This is a genomic window from uncultured Maribacter sp., from assembly GCF_947496775.1.
GTDB lineage: Bacteria > Bacteroidota > Bacteroidia > Flavobacteriales > Flavobacteriaceae > Maribacter_B.
In genome coordinates, this window is record NZ_CANMDU010000008.1 from 18,681 (window position 1) to 39,786 (window position 21,106).

Genomic DNA, 21,106 nt, shown 5'->3' on the forward strand with positions numbered 1-21,106 from the left:
ATTATGTAGTAGTTAATTTTTATCTATTAATGTATAACCAGTCTTGTATTGGTTCTGAACCTTCTCCCAAGTCCAATACATAATAGTAAGTACCTACTGGAAGTGCTTCATCCGTGCTAACTGTAGCTCTACCATTAGAAATCCCTTGCCATGTATTATCATAACCATTTTGCTCAAAGACAATATTTCCCCATCGGTTATATATTTTCAATGAATTGTTGGGATAACGTGTGATGCATTCTATTTTAAATACATCATTAACACCATCGCCATTTGGTGAAAACTCATTAAAGACATGTAAACAACTTGGAGTTACAAAAGCTTGATCTCTATTGTTTGCTTCATTAATATCTATTTGATCCACGTACGAAAGTGATACCGTATTTATGTAATCATTTGGTTCTAATACCTCAACAACAATTTCTAAAGTTTCAGAAGATTGTGCTGTTAAAGTAGCTATGGACCAAAATCCTTCAACTGTATCGAAAAATCCATTAGATGCCTGTGCTGAAATAAATCTATACCCAGTAGGAAGTATATTTTCAACACCAATATTTGTTGCTAACATGGCACTTACATTTTCCGCTACAATGGTAAATGTTACTTCTTTACCTATTCTAGGTGTTTCATTAGATACGGATATAGTTACAGCAATATCTGTTACTTGCGGTACTACAAAGGCACTAGCCTCATCATCATCCTCTAAACCGTCTGCATAATCATCTTCATTAATATCTGAACTAGAATCACTATCTGGATCTGTCTGATTGCTTGCAGTAACCTCTGCTTCACTTAAATATTCATCTGCTAAACCTTGAGGCGTATTTACGGTGGCAAGTATTATTAAGGTTTCTGTAGTTCCGTTTGGAATAGTACCATTTGTACTCCATAAACCACTTACCTCATCATAAATACCTATTGTCGTTACGTGCGATGCATATGTATAGCCTTCTGGTAGTAGGTTTGTAACCTCAACGCCTGTTGCATCACTATCGCCACTATTAGTAAGGTTTACAGTAAACTCTACAATATCACCAATATTAGGCTCCACATTGTTTACAACATTGGTAATAGACAAATCTGCTAAACCAGATGGAATCGGATTTACTGTATCTTGATCATCTTCTGAATTTAAGTTGTTATCCGGAGAAGAATCTGGATCAAACGTATCTAAAGCAATAAGCTCCGCTATATTTGCATATTCTCCATTTGGCAGAACAGTTACGGTAATATCTAATGTTTCTGTACTACCATTGGATAACGTTCCTACATCCCATGAGCCGATACCTTCTGTATAACTTCCTAAGGAAGCCACAGCGTTTTCAAAATTATAGCCAGAAGCTATAATATCTTCAATAATAACTCCGGTTGCATCACTAGGACCATCATTAGTTACTGTTATAGTAAAGACAATTTGATCTCCTACAGAAGGATTCAAGTTATCTACAGTATTTAGAACCGAAATATCTGTAATTACTCTTGGGTAGGTTACTGCTTCTGCTTGATCATCTTCAGCAATAACATTATTATTTGGTGAAGAATCTGGATCTTGTTCCGCTACACCCGTTACCTCTGCAACATTAATATAACTACCGCTGGTATTTATACTTGCAGTAATATTTAATGTTACCGTCTCTCCATTTAATAAATTACCAACATTCCATAATCCGCTTGTACTATTATAAATTCCACCACTATCATCAGATACGTATGTATAACCTGTTTCTAGTACATCCGATACAACAACATTAGTTGCATCACTTGGTCCTTCATTAGTTAAAGTCAAGGTAAAGATTACAGTATCAGAAACATCTGGAAATTGATTATCTACTGTTTGCACAATTGATAAATCTGCCAAAGCAATTGGATTCGTAGTTACTTCGTCCTGATCATCTTCTGTTAAAACACCATTATTTGGAGTGGAATCTACATCTACATTATCACTCAAAGTAACTTCTGCTACATTTGTATAATTCCCTGCAGCATTAACAGTGGCAAAAATGCTTAATGTCTCTATAGTATTCGTAAAAATAATATTGTTTAAACTCCAAATACCTGTAGCCTCATTATAATCCCCTACGGTAGCTGTATGAGAAACAAATGTATAGCCAGATGGCAATAGGTCTGTTACCACTACTCCAGTAGCATTATTTAATCCTTCATTGCTTAGGTTTATAGTAAACTCTACAGTTTCACCCACAAATGGCGCGTTATTATCCACTAATTTTTCTAAAGACAAATCTGATTGTGCTACCGGTATTGGATTTACTGTAGCCTGATCATCTTCTGTATCATCGTTATTTGCAGGTTCTGAATCAATATCAAACTCCTCTAAATCTGTTAACTCCGCTGTATTAGTATATGTACCAGTAATTCTTACATCTGCCGTTAAAACCAATGTCTGGGTAATACCTGTTGGAAGATTTCCTATAGTCCATGAACCATTTAATGGCTCATAAGTTCCTATGGATGGAGTTGCGTTTACAAAGTCATAACCAGATGGTAAAAGATTTGTAACTACAATTGTAGTAGCATCACTTGGTCCATCATTGGTTACTGTGATAGTAAAATCTATTTGTTGACCAACAGTTGGTGTTAATGTACTAGCTGTATTTGTTACAGAAACATCTACCAATGCTCTTGGTATAGTTACTGCATCGTCTTGATCATCTTCCGCAAGAATATCGTTATTAGGAGTAGAATCAATATCCAATTGATCAGAAGCTGTAACCTCGGCAATACTTGTATAATTTCCTGTGGTATTTACAGTGGCTTCCATATTCAATATTTCGATAGTACCAGAAGCTAATGTCCCAACGGACCAGTCGCCTGTAACTGCATTATAACTTACTCCTAAATCATTAGATACATATGTGTATCCGGATGGTAATAAATTACGAACAACTACATTTGTAGCGTCACTTGGACCCTCATTAGCTACAGTAACAGTAAATGTTACATTTGTATTAACATCTGGAGTACTATTATCTACAGTATTAGTTACTGAAAGATCCGTACTTTGAATAGGACTTACTATTGCGTTGTCTTGATCATCTTCTGCTAAAATATTATTATTTGGTGTAGAATCTGCATCAAATACATCGGAGGCTGTTACTTCTGCCACATTGGTGTAAATCCCTGTTCCATTAACTAATACATCTACCAACAAGGTTTGTGTCCCTCCTGCAATTACATTACCGACTGTCCATACTCCTGTAGTTTCGTTGTACGTACCAGAAGTGGAACTAAAAAGGATAAAATCATATCCCGACGGAAGTAAATCTTCTACTACAACACCTGTTGCATCACTAGGACCATCATTAAAAACAGTAACTTCAAAAGTTATCTCTGACCCAACTATTGGAGTAAGATCATTATCTACTACTATTTTAGTTAATGAAAGATCCGCTTGTTTAGGCAGAATTTCTAATTCATCTTCGTCATCATCATCGCCATCGCCATCGCCATCTTCATCTACGCTATCATCAGTAGATACATCACTATCTGGATCAAATTGATCAGCAGCAACTATTTCTGCCTTATTAAGATATTCATTAACTGTTCCTGTCGGTGCATTTACGTTTGCTGTATATGTTACTACTTGTACCCCATTATTTGCTGCAATTGTTAACCCTGTCCAATTAGCAATATTACTTGTAGCCGTACCTCCGTTTACAGTAACTAAACTGAAACCAGTAGGAACAACATCTCTAACCGCTACGCCAGTAGCTATACTTGGCCCAGCATTTGTAATTGTTAGTGTAAATAATACGGTGTCTCCAACATTAGGATTGGTTATATCTGCTGTTTTCACTAAACTTAAATCAGAAATTGGTGGTATAACAGAAACGTTATCCTCTTCATCTTCACTTTGGTCACCATCATCATTATTTGGTGTACTATCAATATCATATTGATTAGCAGCAATTACTTGAGCAATATCTCTATATTCATCTGATGTACCTATAGGTGCTACAACAACAGCATTAAAAGTAAGTGATGTAGAACCTCCTACGGAAAGGGATAAACCAGACCAATTAATTACATTTCCAGTTGCTACGCCACTATTACTTATAGCACTTATGGTAGAATAACCCACTGGCACTATATTTTCAATATTAACGCCAGAAGCAGGATTTGGTCCTTGGTTCGTAACATCTACTGTAAAAGTTACTGTATCCCCAACATTTGGTGTAGTATTGTTAACCGATACTTCTAGTTCTAAATCTATTCGTTGCGGAATCACGGTAAAAGCATCTTCATCATCTTCACTTTGATCCCCATCTTCATTGCCTGGCTCACTATCGGTATCGAACTGGTCACTAAAAAGAATTTCTGCTGTATTTTTATAATCACCTGTAGCATTAACAATAGCATCAAAAGATACCGTTACTGCATTTCCTGCTCCCACGGGTAATGATGAAATATCCCAAGTAATAAAATTACCACCAGATGTACCTCCATTATTAATTGTACCAATAGTATATCCAGACGGAACCAAATCCATCACCACTACATTCTCAGCAATATTGGGTCCATCATTGGTTACTGTTATTTCAAAAGTAACTGTATCTCCAATATTTGGAGTAGCACTAGAACTAGCACTAATATCCTTAATAAGACTTAAATCTGCCTCCTCTAAAGTAAATACGGTACTATCTTCTTCATCTTCACTTTGATCACCATCGTCATTATTTGGTGTACTGTCTGGATCATTCTGATCCATAGAAGTTACTTCTGCAATATTTGTATAATTCCTATTATTATTAACTCTTGCTTGGTAAGTAAGGTTTGTTGTAGACCCATTTGCTATAGATAGGTTATTCCACGTGATTGTATTGTTTCCAAAATTAAAGTTACCTCCATTACTTACCGAGCCACCTACTAAATCAAAACCATTTGGTAATTGATCTACTACTTGAACTCCAGAAGCATTTCCTGTTTCTACTGCATCATTATTAAAAACAGCTATAGTAAAATTCACAACATCGTCTATATTACCAGAAGTTGCTGAACTTGTTTTGGTAAGTTCTATATCAACATTACGCAAGGTAATAGAAGCTGTATCTTGATCATCTTCTGTGGATATATCGTTGTCGACCGTAGAGTCTGAATCTAACTGATCGCTTGCTATAATTTCTGCAGAATTTACATAATCACCAGTTGCGTTAACAGTTGCCTGAAATTGTAAATTTATAGTTGCGCCTTCTGCAATGGAAAGATTATTCCATGTAAGAGATAAATTACCCGGGTTATATACACCATCATCACTTGTTGAACCTAAAACAAAAGTATAACCGCTTGGAATAAAATCTTCTACAGAAACCCCTGTTGCATTTGCAGAACTATTGGCATCATTATTAAATACTGCTATGGTAAAAGTAACTGTATCTCCTATATTCACAGAACTAGATGTTACTGTTTTTGTTAACTCTAAATCTGCAATCCCAATAATCCTTACCTCAACTATATCTGAGGTTATTGCACAAATTCCATTGCTAACTGTCCATTGAAACTCATAGGTTCCGGCACTAGTACCACTAAGAGTTGTTGTTGGGTTATTTTCATCGGTAAAGGAAACCGTTGTTGGTCCCGACACTTGAGACCAAATACCTTCACCAACTGTTGCTGGGTCCGCTCCTAGGGTTACCGTAGAAAATTGAGGAACAGATTGATCTACTCCTGCATTGGCATTAGCTGGTTGTTCTAATATTATAATTTCTACACTGTCCGTAAAAGAGCACCCGCTTGAATTATTATTGGTTGTCCAAGTAAATTCATAAGTTCCTGGTACCAAATCATTTATTAAACTATTAGGATTCGTTGGCGCTGTAATAGTAGCAGCCGCTCCTGCTGTTTGTGTCCATGTTCCACTACCAATACCTACAGAAGTCGCATTTAAACTTGTCTGTGCAACGTTACATAATTCTTGATCAGGACCTGCATTAGCTTCTGAAGCAGGAACATCTGTAAACGTAATATCTACTGTATCTATAGACGGTGCACAATTAGAAGGGTTCGTAAAAGTTCCACTTGTTACGGTCCAAGTTAAAGTGTACGTACCCAAAGTAGTAATATTAGATAAGGTTGTATTTGGAGAGTTAGGACTGTCAATAACTACTGCGCCACCTGAAGGATCATCAGAAGGGTTTGCAAAAGACCACACACCGATACCTACCGATGGTACACTTGCAGATAGTTGTGCACTTAACTGACAAGCGTTAGTCTGATCTGGACCTGCATTTGCAGTTGAGGGAGCTTCAAAAACCTCTATACGAACCACATCGGAAACATCACTACAATTTCCGCTAGCAAAATTCCATTCTAAAATATAAATACCTGGTTCAGATAAATTAGACAAGGTAGATGTATTGCTATTAGGGTTATCAATAACCGCTACACTTCCTGAAGGTTGGGATGCAAAACGCCAAGTAGCAGTATCTACATCTACAGGAGCTGCATTACCGGATAAATTTGTTGAGTTAGTTGGAACTAAATCGGCCTGACATAAAAATTGATCTGTTCCTGCATTTGGATTCACAGACGGAGGTCCACTATTAACAACTGTTATTTGATCGGATTGATTTGGACAACTCCCATAATCTGTTGTAAATTCAAAGACATATGTATTACCAGGAGTAATTTCAGCATTAGCAATATTACTATTTACTGGGTTTTGTGTTATTGTTACTACTGGACCTGAAACTTGAGTCCAAGTTCCTGTAGACCCAAATGTAGCTTCTAATAAAGTATTTGTGGCATTACAAAGGTTTTGGTCAGAACCAGCACTTGCTGGAGAGAAAACATCTACTACTACGTCTGCAAAAGATGTAGGACATATTGCACTTCCTATGATAGACCATCTAAAAGTATAGGTTCCTGTTACTAGACCTGTAACATTGGTATTAGGATCATTTACATCTGTTATATTTGGTGTATTAGGAGCACCTGACAAAATAGTCCATACCCCATTTTCTGTATCTGCATTAAAAGTATTACCTGTTAATACTACACTATCCCCATTACACACCGTTTGAGGCCCTGCCGTTGTAGCTGTTGTTGGCGGAATACCTACATTAATTTCTACCTGATCATTATCTGAAGAGCAAGATCCATTATTTACAGCCCAATCAAACACATAAACACCCGGTATTGTAAAAGTAAATACTGCCGTTGGGCTAGTTTCATCATCTATTGTAAATCCACCGGGACCGGATACTTGACTCCATAAACCATCTCCTGTTGAGGAAGTTGCTGCCATAACAAACGAATTGGCACAACCTTCTTGGTCGGAACCAGCATTAGCTGCTGCTGAGGCTCCTACTGTTATTTCTAAATCATCAGATGTATCTTGGCACCCTGGTGTTATACTACTTATTGTCCAAGTTAAAATATAGGATTGTTCTGTAGTAATTGTAGCAACAGTATTAAATAGTGTAGCATCTGCAAAAGTAATTCCCGTATTTGGTGAGGCTGTCCATAAACCAGTTTCTCCTGCATCAGGAACACTAGCATTTAAATTTACACTTGTAGTTCCACTAGATAAACATTGATCTGGACCAGCATTCGAAACGGAAGGCCCTTGATTCGCTGTTGTGGTAATTGTAACTGTATCTATTGCTGGACCACCACAAGAAGTTGTAGGATTGTCAATAGACCACTCAAAAGTATATACACTAGAAGCTGTATCTATTCCAGAAACTAATGTAGTAGGATTGTTTGCATCTGCAAAGGTAACTGTATCGGGACCCGATGTCTGTATCCAAGTTCCTTGCTGTCCTTCAGGAGCTATATTTGCCTCTAAAGCCACAGGCGTTCCAAAACATACTGTTTGATCCGCCCCTGCATTCGATGGACCATTAGAAGTTGCAGAAACAAACACTTCAACATCATCCTGAGCTGGAGGACAATTAGGACCTCCCGGAATGTAATATCTAAATATATAAGTACCTTCAATAAGTCCACTTATTGGAGTAATTCTATCGTAAGGGTTCGCTATTGTAACAGTGGTAGGCCCAGAAACTTGACTCCAAATAGAAGTACCTACACCAACCACACTACCTGCTAATGAAGTAGAGGTTATACCACAGCCTAATATTTGGTCTGTTCCCGCATTAGCTGCACTAGGACTTCTGGAAATAGTAATGTTTATGTCTTCTGTAGCTTCTTGACAAGCTGTTAAAACCTGCCCTCCTTGTCTTCTTCTTAACTGAACAGTATATGTTCCTTCTTCATCAAACAAAATGCTTAACGGGCTAGAATTATTAAAACTTTGAAAAGTAGTTGGAAAAGAAAAAGATGAATCCGTTGGACCACTTAGAATTCTATATTGATTGGATCCGCCTCCTGTTGTTGTAAAAGGAATATCTACTCTAAGTTCATCGCAATTTGCTATAATGTCACTAGCAGATATGGAAATAGGGTTTGGATTGTAACCAACTGTTATGGAGTCTGAACTATCACAATTAGTAGTTGAATTGGTAATAGTATACCTAAATGTATAGGAATTAGGAGAAGATAAACCAGTTACCTGTGAAGTACTACTTGTAGTATTTGTAATAGTTACCCCAGCTGTAGGTCCTCCTGTTTGCTCCCACAAAACCGTTTCGCCTGTAAATTCTGCAACATTACCTATTAGGGTTGTCTGAGTAATTCCTGCATCACAAAATACTTGATTACTACCTTGAATGCTTGCTTGCGTTATATCTTGTGTGGCTTCATCAACTATTATATTAACGGTATCTGATCCGCTAACACATGAGCCCGAAACTGACCATCTAAAAACATAAGTACCTTCAATAAGGTTTGAAACCCCTGTTTGGTTATTATTGGGATTCGCTATTGTTGGGGTGCTTGGTCCACTTACGAAAGACCATGTACCTTGTTGACCATTTAAACCATTACCCCCAAAACTACCTTCTAAATTAGTGTTTTGAGTAACCGTATAACAATTATCTAGATTCTGATCAGGGCCAGCATCTACTGGATCTACTCCTCCGTAATTGGTTACCGATATTTCATCCAAAGACTCACAAGTTACACCACCAGTTGCAGTACCAGTAATTGTCCAACGCAGTGTTGAAGTTCCTGCACTATTTTCATTTAAAGTTAAAGTTGTACTTGGGTTATTGGGGAAATTTATAGTTACGCCTGCATTGTTACTACCAACAATAGTCCATATTCCTACTTCACCTGAATTCTCAGGTGTATTACCTGCTATTACAATAGAACCACTATTATCAGGACAAGATTCAACATCCGTACCTGCATTGGCTATTGTAATAGGCAGTACGGTAAGTACGACATCATCTGTAACTGGTGTTGCTGTATCCGTACAAGTCGCGGTTAATCGAAATGTGTACGTATTTCCTCCAGTCATGCCAATAACTGTACTGTTTAAATCCGAAGGATTTTGAATAATAACAGATGGCCCTGCTATTTGTGACCATATTGGACCACTTGCAACAAGACCAGAAGAACTTCCATTAAGTGTATAACTATCATTCTCACAAATATTCTCTGGGATACCTGCATTTACGGAACAATTTTGAGCTGAAGCAATTTGAATGCTTCCAAAAAATAAAATTACTAAGAAAAGGATAGTTTTGAAAAATCTAAGTTTTCGAATTAGGGTCATAAATTAAATTTTGGTTGATTATTTTTAGCTAAAAAAAATAGCAGTTCATCGATTAACGCAAATATAACAGCGAATTCCGGCTCTTATTTTACAAAAAATACACTATGTTCTAAACCAACTATTTTATGTTCTAAACCAACTTTAATTCGCTATGAACACCATTTAAAAAAAGAAGTGAAATTTGTTTTTATAGATATTTGATAAAATTATTAACAAATATTATCCTACAAATAATGAACGGTTGCTACAAATTACATTTCAAACTGATTAAGGAATAAGATTAACTTCTCCTAACTATTTGGAATACCCAATTATTTTTTATCAACAGATTTAGAAGAAAACATTGTAATCAGAAAAACAACTACTCTTAATGTTACGGCCTAACTATTATTAGATGACTAACAAAAAATAAGATGTCTTAATTTCATTATTTTATACAAACAAAATGTCCCAATAAATTACATTAAACTTAGCTCAATATGTTCTAAACACCTTTATATATGTTCTTGTGGTGCTTAATGCTGTTCTGAATGAAACAAACGCCATAACATATCCGAAATAATTACTAATTAAGAAAGTGTAATTTTAAAGACATTAAAAGGTGTATTACTAGTTTTAAATGGAGTCTTAAGTAGAACCTTGTACATATTTATATATTAATAATTACAAGGTAACAACCTCTCTATTGTTGATAAATACCAGTAGACCCTAGTTGTTCTATAAAAACACCAAGAGTGTTTTTCATAACTTTATCGATTAAACAAAACATACTAATTATAAAAAGTAATATGGTTCCTATTAAAGTTTTAGTAGTCGAAGATGAAATGATTATCGCGGAAAATATATGTGATAACTTAACAGCCTTAGGCTATCTACCTTTAGAACCCGCAATCAATTTTACTGAAGCCATATCTAGAATAGAAGAAGAGAATCCTGATATTGCTATTCTTGACATTCAATTATCGGGAAAAAAAACAGGTATCGATTTGGCTAAGGAAATACAAAAAACGTACGATTTTCCTTTTATTTTCTTAACCTCTCATGCCGATGCTCTCACAATTAACGAAGTTAAACAGACCACTCCGCCTGCCTATTTGATTAAACCCTTTACAAAAGATGAACTTTATTCATCCATTGAAATTTCGATTCATAATTATGCCCAAAAAATAGGTCGCATAGAAAAGGATAACTCCAGTCATTTAGTTATTAAAGATGCTTTTTTTTTAAAACAAAAAGGAACTTTAATTAAAGTTAATTTTAAAGAAATACTATTTTTTAGAAGTTCGCATGTATATATTGAAATAATTCTAAAAAATGGAGAGGAACTAGTACTACGAAGCAGCCTGAACAATATCTTAGATAGCCTTAGTAATAAATTTATTCGTATTCATAGAGGATATGTTGTAAATGTTGAGTATTTAGAGGAAATAGATAATTCTTCAATTAAAATAAAAGAGTATAGCCTACCCATTGGAAGAAAATTCAAAGAAGACATCTTAAAAAAAATAATGCTCGTATAAAAACATGCTTCGATTTGTTTTTAGATTATATCCAATTTTATTTTAATAAGCCAAAAGATTTTTTCCAATAAAAAAACTTTGAATTGTATAATGTCATGAAGAATAGTCTCCAAAAATTATATGATGTAATTACCAAATACTCTAATCTTTTATTCTTATTAATTACTGCTGCCATTTTTCTTACTCTAGCTTCAATAAACGAAGGAGAAGAAAAACTTCCGGAGAGTAAAAATGGAATCTTAGACATATCGAATTGGAATTTCGACAAAAAACCAACCTATACTATAAATGGAGAAATCGACTTTTATTGGCAACAGTTTCCTTTTGATAAGTCTGGAAAATTTAATACTAACCTTTTAAATGATAGTTCTAGAGTAGCTGTCAAAACCAGAAAAACTTGGTCATCTGCCGGCATTCCTAAAAAAGGATATGGAACTTTTGTACTACAAATAAAAATGCCTAAATCCGATATGGTCATGGGTATTAAAACATTTCGAGTTAAATCTGCTTGTGAAGTATGGGTTAATGGCATTAAAACTGGTGGAATAGGCAGTATAAATAAAAATGAACATGAAGCTATTCCTAGCGGACTGCCGTTATTAATAAAATTACCTTCTAACAGCAATATAGAACTTGTAATACCTGTTTCTAATTATGATCATTCATTAGGTGGAGGAATTACAAGTCAAATCAAAATTTCCCCTTATAACCAGCTCGAAAATACTAAAACACTGAATCTTATAGAAACGTCGGTTGCAATGACCATTGCCATTCTTATGGGATTTCTTTTACTTGTTTTATTTTTAGACAGAAAAAAGAAAGCTCTTTTATACCTTGGTCTTTTTTCTTTTTCCATTTTATTAAGAATCATATCTATCGACGAGGTAATAATCTACAATTTGTGGGCAGATATTCCTTTTACCATATTACAAAAAGGTAGGTATGTAGGATACCATGCTAGTGTTATTTTTATTACCCTATATTTTAGACAATTACTTCCTGAATATATAAAAAAGTGGTTTGTTTATAGTACGTTATGTATATATCTAATTAGTATTGCGTACGTACTTGTCACCTCTACATACTGGTCCACAAAATCGGCTTTCTCGCTAAATATTGTTGCTGTACTCTATGGCCTATACATGTTATATGTTGCTATTAGACTTTTATTTTCCCAAAACGTATTACATAAATGGATTTTTGTAATCATCATGTTTATTGCCATATTAATTATCAATGACACTTTACACTTAAAAGGGATTATCGATACTATGTTTATAGGAAAATACTCTGTGCTGCTTTTCTTTTTTGTTGTATTGCAAACTATTATTTATTTTAAATTTCAAAAAGAGATTGAAGCTGAAAATGAATTGATGGGATTAATGGTCAATCAAAAAGAAATGATGATTAAGGAAATACATCATCGTGTAAAAAACAATTTTCAAATTGTATCTAGTTTATTAGAATTACAATCAAAGGATATTAAAGATATTAAAGCTCTTCAACTAGCCAATGATGGTCAAAACAGACTTAAGTCAATGGCTTTTATACATCAAAAACTATATCAAAATACAACAGGTTTAATTGATTTTAATGAGTACCTAAAGAAATTAGTTCAAGAAATTTCTGTTATGTACAAATCAGAAACAGATGTTGAAATCGCAATAAATGCTGAAAATATAGAATTAGATGTAGATACTGCTATACCATTGGGCCTTATGGTCAATGAAATAATTACTAATGCATATAAATATGCCTTTACAGGTATAAAATCGCCCTCATTAAGCGTTTCTATGAAAAAAACTGAAAGTAACACATATACGCTTGAAATTATAGATAATGGAATTGGTATTAATAAAAAAATTGATGTTCTAAAAGCTAAAAGTATTGGTTTAAGACTTATAAGAAGTTTAGTTAAACAATTAAATGGCTCTCTAGAAGTACGGAATGATAACGGAACCGCCTTTAAAATAAAAATTAAAGATACCGAGGAACGAAAATTAGTCGACTAACTATATTTCACAGTTTCTTTCATTGCTTTTAATGATAAATACGGTACGCTATATTCTAGCATCTTTACTTAAAGTTGTAGTTACATACTCCAGTAACTCTAATGTTTTTTTGTTTCTTAATAAAGCCTAACAAGACAATATAGTTATTTTTCATTTTTACTACTCTGTTAGTTTCCATGAACGTACCCAATTGTACGTTGTTGTTCTTTCTTCTTTTGTTCCGGTCATTCCCCCATCTTCCGGTACAGGATTCCAATCGTATGTCTCTACCACCATTCTTAAATACATTGTTATATTAAAATCCGAAGGTGGGGCTACTTTTTTTATCAATTTTCCATCAAGAAAAAACAATACTTCCTCTTTGCTTTTCCACCATACCCCATATACATGAAAATCATCATATACTTTTCCTCCTGCAGGGCCTCCGGCTTTACTAGTTCCTTTTTTATAGTTACATCCTTCCGGAATATTTCTACTGTGAGTGTTAGAGTTCATGGACTGGTCGAAATATTTCATCCACTCGGCTTTATTTACAATTTGTCCTACGCACTCTTGAATATCTAACTCTGTTGTTCTTTTATCACAACCTTCTAAGCCCTTCCCTTCGTTAATTAACCAAAAAGTTGAAGACATAAATGTTTTGTTGGCCTTCATTTCACATTCATAATAACCATACGTCATCCCAAATCTAGAACCAACATAACCACCACCATGAGTAAATTCTTTACCCTGTTTTTTTACTTTTTTTGGCATTTTGGTTGTTGTAATTTGTAAACTCCCATCCGATACTTTAACATTTTCTGCTAAAAATAAACCTGGAGCACGACCAATCCACCCTTGTCCTGAGATTTGCCATTTTTTAGCATCAATCTTTTTACCATCAAACTCATCGGACATATTTTTTATCAATTTCCACTTTTTATTTTCTGGTTTCGGGTCTTCTCCTTTCAAAAATATTGGTGAACTTTGAGCAAAAATCATGTTACAATTTACAATAGAGATAAGTATCAAAATCCAATTCATTTGCTTAATTTGATACGTATTAATTTCTTTTTCTACATTCATTTTTTTTGCAAATTCTTTTTATCAAAAGTAAATACCTGATACCTATTTTACCCCTTTAAAAGTTCCAAAAAACACCACATATGTTTTTATTCAACAAAAAACATAATAAAAAAAACAAATAAATATACCTTTACTAAAAAGTTAGCAATGTCCAAAAAAGGCCTAAATTTTTACTTAACATGACTGCCCAACATCTAGTCGGAAAATATAATGTAATAGGAAGTAATCAAGACGAAGAAAAAAATACGTATAAAGGTGTTTTGTCTTTATTAATTGATAGTAATAGTAGAATAATTGCAAAATGGGAGATAAACAATTCCCAAATACAATCTGGAACCGGTTTTTTTAAAAATAATATACTTGTAATTAATTTTAAATATAAAGGCGATGCTAATATCACATATAAAGGGGTTGTTGTTTACCAATGTTTAACACCAAATATTTTAGATGGCTTTTGGTCCGAAGAATTTGGTAATCCTAGCTTTCTAGGAGAAGAACGCTGTTTTAGAATTACGGAAAAAGAAGAAAGTTTAAATTAATATAGAGAATAGCTTACCCCAAGGAATAAACCTTACAATTTCCATTTACACACAAAATTAAGTAAAGCGAACACAATACAATCCACTATACACAAGATTCAAAAATCTTACACAATTACTTAATAACTTAGCAATAAACAAATTACCTCATTATTTTAATACCCTTTTAATTTAAGGTATTTGCTTTTTTGTCTCATTTAGGATTAAAATACACTTATTATTATTGTTTTTTATCTTAAAATTTAATCAATAAAAAATGACATCAATTAAACACTTCTAAAGCAATGAACATAAAAACGATTTTCTTTACTGCTCTACTATTATTAGGTTTAATTGGATGTAAAGACAACAAACCCATCCCGGATTTAAGCTCCTTAAATCTAGTAAGAGGAGATCTTTTACTGTGTGGAGATGGGCAGTTCGGAGAGCTTAAATTTTCATTATCCTGTAGTTATGAAACAAGGGAGAATTTTGATCTTGCTGTAGCACTCTTACATTCGTTTCAATATGCCGAAGCCGAAAAGGCTTTTGTAAAAGTAATAGATACTGATCCTAATTGCCCCATGGCATATTGGGGAGTTGCCATGAGTATTTATCATGCCGCTTGGTTTCCTCCCACAGAAAAAGATTTAATAAAAGGCTCTAATGTTTTAGCTGTGGCAAAACAATTGTCTATGGATGAAAAACAACGTGCATATATAAACGCTATTGATGCTTTTTACACCAACTGGAAAACGGTTGACCATAAAACAAGAGCTAAACGTTTTGAAATGGAGATGGAAAAAATATACCTTAAATATCCAGCAGATATTGAGGCCGCCATTTTTTATACTTTGGCTTTATATTCTACTAGAGATAGAGTTGGTAAAGAATATACAAACGAACGTAAAGCAGGGAAAATACTGGAAACCATTTTTGCGGAAAACCCCAATCATCCAGGTATTGCACATTATATTATTCATAATTACGACAACCCTGTGTTGGCACACAAAGGCTTAGAAACGGCAAGGCGTTATGCTAAAATAGCACCTTCATCTTCTCATGCACAGCATATGCCATCTCATATTTTCACGAGACTAGGTATTTGGAAGGAATCTATACAATCTAATTTATTGTCGGCAGAAAGTTCAAGGTGCTATACACAAGCCGCTGCATTAACTGGAGCTTATTTTGAAGAATTACATGCAACAGATTATTTGGTTTATGCTTACTTGCAAAAAGGAGACAACGTAAACGCAGAAAAGCAATATAACAAAATAAAAGAGTTAAAAACTTTTTACCCTGCTAATATAACTGCTGCTATATACCCAGTAGCTGCAATACCTGCTCGTTTGGCTCTTGAAAATGGAAATTGGGAACAAGCTGCAAATTTGGAATTAACAGAAATAGATTTGGACTGGGAACTATTTCCTTGGCAAAAAGCCATACATCACTTTGCTAGAGCTTTTGGCGCTGCTCAGTTAAAAGATTTCAATGCGGTAGAAAAGGAAATTAACATCTTAAAAAAGCTTCGTCAAAATTTAATCGCACAAAACGACCCTTCAAAGAATATTCAAATAAAACAGGTAGAAATTCAGATAAAAACGGTGAGAGCTTGGTCCAATTTTAGAAAGGGAGAAAGAAAAAAAGGACTTCTATTAATGAAGGAAGCAGTTATTATTGAACGAAACACTAGTAAACATCCAATAACACCAGGAGATGTTTTGCCTGCCATAGAATTGTTTGCAGATATGTTATTAGAATCTGGAAATAACGAAAAAGCATTGATGGCATATCAAGAAAATTTAAAAAGACACCCATACAGATTAAATGGTTTGTATAGTGCAGCAATAGCGGCTCAAGAGTTAGGCGATAAAGAAAAGGCAATGCAATATTTTAAACAATTAATTGAATTAACAAAAGAATCTAATAGCAATCGACCTGAAATAGAGACGGCTAAAAAATATATTCATAAATCGTAAATCAAACTTATGAAAACGAAAACTGGAGTATTAATTGCTGGGGTTTTACTTTTAAGCTTAGTCCATTTGATAAACAAAAACTCAAAATCAGCTAGTAAAATTGATTACCAAAAAGCTTCATTCAGTTTTACGAAATGTACTCCTACCAAGTTTTTGCTAGAGGTAATAGACAGTACCAAACAAATATCACCTTTGTTTAAAAATTTAGGCAATCTACATTTTCCGGTGACAGTTGAGAACAAGCGTACACAAGATTTTTTTGACCAAGGTGTAAAGTTATCTTATGCATTTAACCATGCCGAAGGACATCGTTCCTTCATGGAAGCGGCACGTTTAGAACCTAAAACGGCAATGCCTTATTGGGGACAAGCTTTTGCTCTAGGTCCCAATATTAATGACCCATTACCAGATGATGAACGAAAAAATACAATTAATGAAGCCATTGTTAAAGCATTAAAATACGCACCTAAAGCAACCCCTAAAGAACAAGCATTAATCAAAGCCCTTTCTGCTCGTTATAGCGAAGATTTAACCAAAGATATTACAGAGCTAAATATGGCTTATATGAAAGCAATGGAAACGGTAGTAAAAAAATATCCAGATGATGCGAACATCCAAATATTGTATGCAGCATCTGTAATGAATACAGTTCCATGGAATTATTGGGATAAGCATGGTAATCCTTCTCCAAACATAAAAAAAGCAAAAGCAGCTTTAGAAAAATCTATAGCGCTTGAACCAGAAAACCCAGGAGGGCATCATTACTATATTCATATGGTTGAGTTACCTTTTCCGAATTTAGGTGAGCCAAGTGCCGACCAATTAGCATCTATAATGCCCGGAGCAGGACACATTGTTCATATGCCTTCGCACATTTACATTAGGGTTGGTAGATATTTAGATGCTGTAAAATCTAACCAAGCAGCAATATTAGCCGATGAAGATTATATTTCCCAATGCTTTGCTCAAGGCCTTTATCCTCTTGCCTATTATCCTCATAACATCCATTTTTTATGGTCCTCTGCGAGTTTATTAGGGGACAGTAAAACAGCCATAGATGCTGCTAAAAAAACAGCTGAAAAAGTACCCGTAGGGGAACTTTTAGAACTTCCTTTTCTTCAAGATTTTGCCTCTGTCCCTTTGCAAGCCTATACTCGTTTTGGAAAATGGAATGAAATTTTAACAATTCCTGCCCCACGTCCAGAATACAAACACCTTAATTTAATAAGGCACTATGCTCGTGGAATGGCTTTTATTAGAAAAGGAAATGAAAAAGAAGCGCAAGAAGAACTAAATGCCATTGCCAGCTTACAAAAAGACCCGGAGTTAAAAACGCTTATTGCTACTATGAATAATCCGTCCATCTCTTCAGCAAATATCGCATTTGAGGTAATTTCGGGTGAATTAGAAGCATTAAAAGGAAATATTACCAAGGCGATTGCCCATCTTGAACAAGCAGTTATTTACGAAGATGGTTTAACATATACAGAACCCGCGGCATGGCATATTCCTACCAGACAAAATTTAGGAGCTATTTTACTAAAAGCGAAAAAGTATAAAGAAGCTGAAAAAATATACAAAGAAGATTTAAATATTCTCCGCCAGAATGGATGGTCACTTAAGGGATTACAAAATAGTCTTAATGCTCAAGGAAAAACAAAAGAAGCCGCAGTCATTAAGATTGAATTTGATAAAGCATGGGAACATGCAGATATTAAAATTAGAACTTCTATATTATAAATAGTAATGAACGAAACCAAAAAAACAAACTACGCTTATTTACTAGGTGCATTTTTCATAACCGCTGTGTTAGTTTTAATGTATTCTGTTGTATTCGAGTCTAAAGATAGTGAATTACCAATTTTCAATCCCTCCGATTTTAATCCAGAATTGGTAGATGCCTTAGTACAAAGAAACAATAACCATATAGTTTCTGATTTTTCACTTACCAATCAGAATGGAGAAAAAATCACTCAGGCGGATTACGAGAATAAAATTTATGTAGCAGATTTCTTTTTTACTCGCTGTCCTAGTATTTGCCCAGTTATGTCTAATAACATGAAAAAGTTACAAGATATATTCGCCAATGACGATGACATTATGCTTTTATCATTATCTGTAACTCCCGTTTTAGATAGTGTACCTCTGTTAAAAGAGTATGCAAATGAACATGGGGCAATTAAAAATAAATGGAACATTACAACAGGAAACAAAAAACACATTTACAACTTAGCCAGAAAAAGCTACTTTGCGGTTGTAGAACAAGGAGATGGAGGTCTTCAAGACTTTATACATACTCCCAACTTTATTCTTGTAGACGCACAAAAACAAATTCGCGGTGTATATGATGGTACAAAAGATAAAGAAATAAAAAGAATTATTGCAGATATTAAACTCTTGCAAAAAAGGGCACATAAAAGTACAAATTAACCTCCTATTAATTTGTTAATTGTCCGTTGTGTTTCCTTTATTGCTTCTAATATTTTTACCATTTTTATCTCCGAATCTAAACTAGAACTAAAAACGGATATTGCTAAAACACTATTTAAATCCGAATCATTCTCCCCTATTGGTACGGCAACATCTGTAACACCACTTGTTAATTTACTATCTGAAGAAGAGTAACCAGCTTCCTTTACTTTTTCTATTGCTAAATGAAAGTCTTTGCGTTTTTTTGCAGACCATTCTTTATAATACACATCTCTAGACAAGATAACATTTCTTTTTTCCTCCGACATAATAGATAATAGAACTTTTCCAGAGGTAGTCATGGTTAGTGGAAAATGTGTTCCTTCCTCAATAGATAAAGACACGGCTTCAGGGCTTCTTTTTTGAGAAATAATAAGTAATTGTTCATTATCCAAAATACTCAAATGACAAGACTGTCTTGTAATTTCTGTTAAAGCTTGCATTGGATACTGAGCCACTCTTTTTAACTCATCGAATGGAGTATGAGTATGGGATAAACTATACATTTTTAATGACAATCTATACTTTCCTGCATTGCTTCCTCGAGATAAATACCCTCTCTCTTCTAAACAGACTAACATACGATAAATTTCACTCGGAGTCCTATTAATTCCGCTTGCAATTTCTGCCTGAGACATTGGAATACCAACTTTAGAAAGGTACTCCATAATATCTAACCCTTTATCCAATGCTGGGGCATTATATTTAGTCGGTTGTGTTTCTGCCATAATCAAAAGTAACATAAAAACCGCATAGAAAAAAGGTTTAGATATATTTTGAAATTTTATATATAAAAATGATATTTGTATATAAATAAAAATTCATGATTCCGTCTAATCCATTTTCAGGTACTATAATCCATGCCATTGGCGGTGTTGCTGCTTCCACCTGTTATGTACCCTTTCAAAAAGTAAAACAGTGGTCTTGGAATTCTTATTGGATTGTACAAGCGACCTTTGCTTGGTTTATTTTCCCATTAGTTATTGGCTTTTTAACCGTTCCTAATTTAATAGAGGTATTTAGAGCCTCTCCTTCTTCGGTTATACTAAATGCTACAATACTCGGTGCTATTTATGGTTTTGGAGGCATGTGTTTTGGTTTTGCAATACGCCATATAGGTTATTCATTAACCTATACCATATCTATAGGAATTTCTGCTATTTTAGGAACTATTGTCCCTCTTTTAATGCACGGAGAATTAATACATAAATTTAACGAGCCAGGTGGTAATGTTATCTTTCTAGGAATGTTTATAGCCCTAGTAGGCATTATAATCTGTGGTATTGCAGGATACAGAAAAGAAAACGACCTAAAACATAAAAACAAGGAAGAATCAGAGTCCCTAACTTTTAACATGAAAAAAGGGTTAACACTAACTATAATTGCAGGTGTTCTTTCCGCTGTTTTTGGAATCTCTTTAGAAGTAGGTGCTCCTATAGCAGAAATTGCGGGACAAAATGGCGCAGGAGATTTTCAAGGCAATGCAAATCTAATTCTATCTACAGGTGGCGCTTTCGCTACCAATTTTATTTGGTTTTTAATAGCCGGCATAAAGAGTGGTTCTCTTAAAGAAATAGTAGACGTTAAGGGTGTAGGAAGTAAAAAGTTACTACTAAATTTTTTTCTATCTATTGTAAGTGGTGCCCTATGGTATGGTCAATTTTTCTTTTATGGTATAGCCCACGTAAAAATGGGAGCATACAAATTTGCTAGTTGGGTTATACATATGTCTATGTTAATATTCTTCAGCTATATTATAGGAATAGTAATGAAAGAATGGAAACAAGTGAGTAGAAGAACTTACATCACCCTATTAGTAGCACTGATAACCCTTATTTTTTCCTTTGTTATTATGACATATGGTAGCATGTTAGGAGCTACAAGTATACAGGAACATTAATAT

General features: G+C 34.4%; 10 protein-coding genes. 7 read left to right on the forward strand and 3 right to left on the reverse strand.

Features of this window, described 5'->3' with window-relative positions:
• Positions 1 to 19: 19 nt before the first annotated feature.
• Positions 20 to 9,637 carry a gliding motility-associated C-terminal domain-containing protein gene (locus tag Q0856_RS12965; protein WP_298505669.1) on the reverse strand — a complete coding sequence of 3,206 codons (9,618 nt, stop codon included), beginning with the start codon at positions 9,635 to 9,637 and terminating at the stop codon, positions 20 to 22.
• Positions 9,638 to 10,425: 788 nt separating this feature from the next.
• On the opposite strand from Q0856_RS12965, the gene Q0856_RS12970 reads away from it, so the two are divergent.
• Together Q0856_RS12970 and Q0856_RS12975 are read left to right on the forward strand one after the other, a co-directional pair.
• The gene (locus Q0856_RS12970; RefSeq protein ID WP_298479754.1) at positions 10,426 to 11,157 is read left to right on the forward strand and encodes a response regulator; all 732 of its coding nucleotides are present in this window, start codon (positions 10,426 to 10,428) and stop codon (positions 11,155 to 11,157) included.
• 95 nt (positions 11,158 to 11,252) lie between these two features.
• On the forward strand, positions 11,253 to 13,169 hold the full coding sequence (locus Q0856_RS12975) for a histidine kinase dimerization/phosphoacceptor domain -containing protein (protein WP_298505671.1): 1,917 nt from the start codon (positions 11,253 to 11,255) through the stop codon (positions 13,167 to 13,169).
• Positions 13,170 to 13,328: 159 nt separating this feature from the next.
• Here Q0856_RS12975 and Q0856_RS12980 read toward each other — a convergent pair whose 3' ends face one another.
• Positions 13,329 to 14,234, reverse strand: coding sequence for a family 16 glycosylhydrolase (locus tag Q0856_RS12980; protein WP_298505673.1), 906 nt, complete (start codon positions 14,232 to 14,234; stop codon positions 13,329 to 13,331).
• A 179-nt stretch (positions 14,235 to 14,413) separates the two neighbouring features.
• Here Q0856_RS12980 and Q0856_RS12985 point away from each other — a divergent pair, with 179 nt between their 5' ends.
• The 4 genes from Q0856_RS12985 (at position 14,414) to Q0856_RS13000 (ending at position 19,164) form a co-directional block, all read left to right on the forward strand.
• Positions 14,414 to 14,773: a hypothetical protein gene (locus Q0856_RS12985; RefSeq protein ID WP_298479748.1), complete on the forward strand. Its 360-nt coding sequence runs from the start codon at positions 14,414 to 14,416 to the stop codon at positions 14,771 to 14,773.
• 284 nt (positions 14,774 to 15,057) lie between these two features.
• Positions 15,058 to 16,734: a hypothetical protein gene (locus Q0856_RS12990; protein WP_298505675.1), complete on the forward strand. Its 1,677-nt coding sequence runs from the start codon at positions 15,058 to 15,060 to the stop codon at positions 16,732 to 16,734.
• 9 nt (positions 16,735 to 16,743) lie between these two features.
• Entirely contained in the window at positions 16,744 to 18,474 is a 1,731-nt protein-coding gene (locus Q0856_RS12995; protein ID WP_298505678.1) for a hypothetical protein, read from the forward strand.
• Between the two features lie 6 nt (positions 18,475 to 18,480).
• Positions 18,481 to 19,164 carry an SCO family protein gene (locus tag Q0856_RS13000; protein WP_298505680.1) on the forward strand — a complete coding sequence of 228 codons (684 nt, stop codon included), beginning with the start codon at positions 18,481 to 18,483 and terminating at the stop codon, positions 19,162 to 19,164.
• On the opposite strand, the gene Q0856_RS13005 is transcribed toward Q0856_RS13000, so the two are convergent.
• Complete coding sequence (locus tag Q0856_RS13005; RefSeq protein ID WP_298479734.1) at positions 19,161 to 19,931, reverse strand: IclR family transcriptional regulator; 771 nt, start codon at positions 19,929 to 19,931, stop codon at positions 19,161 to 19,163. The two genes, Q0856_RS13000 and Q0856_RS13005, sit on opposite strands and share 4 nt — an antisense overlap.
• Positions 19,932 to 20,026: 95 nt before the next feature.
• Here Q0856_RS13005 and Q0856_RS13010 point away from each other — a divergent pair, with 95 nt between their 5' ends.
• Positions 20,027 to 21,103, forward strand: coding sequence for an L-rhamnose/proton symporter RhaT (locus Q0856_RS13010; protein WP_298505684.1), 1,077 nt, complete (start codon positions 20,027 to 20,029; stop codon positions 21,101 to 21,103).
• Positions 21,104 to 21,106 lie beyond the last annotated feature (3 nt).

Coding starts and splice junctions, on each gene's coding strand:
- Q0856_RS12980 (WP_298505673.1), bottom strand. CDS start 14,234: ATGAATGTAGAAAAAGAAATTAATACGTATCAAATTAAGCAAATGAAT.
- Q0856_RS12970 (WP_298479754.1), top strand. CDS start 10,426: ATGGTTCCTATTAAAGTTTTAGTAGTCGAAGATGAAATGATTATCGCG.
- Q0856_RS13010 (WP_298505684.1), top strand. CDS start 20,027: ATGATTCCGTCTAATCCATTTTCAGGTACTATAATCCATGCCATTGGC.
- Q0856_RS12965 (WP_298505669.1), bottom strand. CDS start 9,637: ATGACCCTAATTCGAAAACTTAGATTTTTCAAAACTATCCTTTTCTTA.
- Q0856_RS12995 (WP_298505678.1), top strand. CDS start 16,744: ATGAAAACGAAAACTGGAGTATTAATTGCTGGGGTTTTACTTTTAAGC.
- Q0856_RS13005 (WP_298479734.1), bottom strand. CDS start 19,931: ATGGCAGAAACACAACCGACTAAATATAATGCCCCAGCATTGGATAAA.
- Q0856_RS13000 (WP_298505680.1), top strand. CDS start 18,481: ATGAACGAAACCAAAAAAACAAACTACGCTTATTTACTAGGTGCATTT.
- Q0856_RS12975 (WP_298505671.1), top strand. CDS start 11,253: ATGAAGAATAGTCTCCAAAAATTATATGATGTAATTACCAAATACTCT.
- Q0856_RS12990 (WP_298505675.1), top strand. CDS start 15,058: ATGAACATAAAAACGATTTTCTTTACTGCTCTACTATTATTAGGTTTA.
- Q0856_RS12985 (WP_298479748.1), top strand. CDS start 14,414: ATGACTGCCCAACATCTAGTCGGAAAATATAATGTAATAGGAAGTAAT.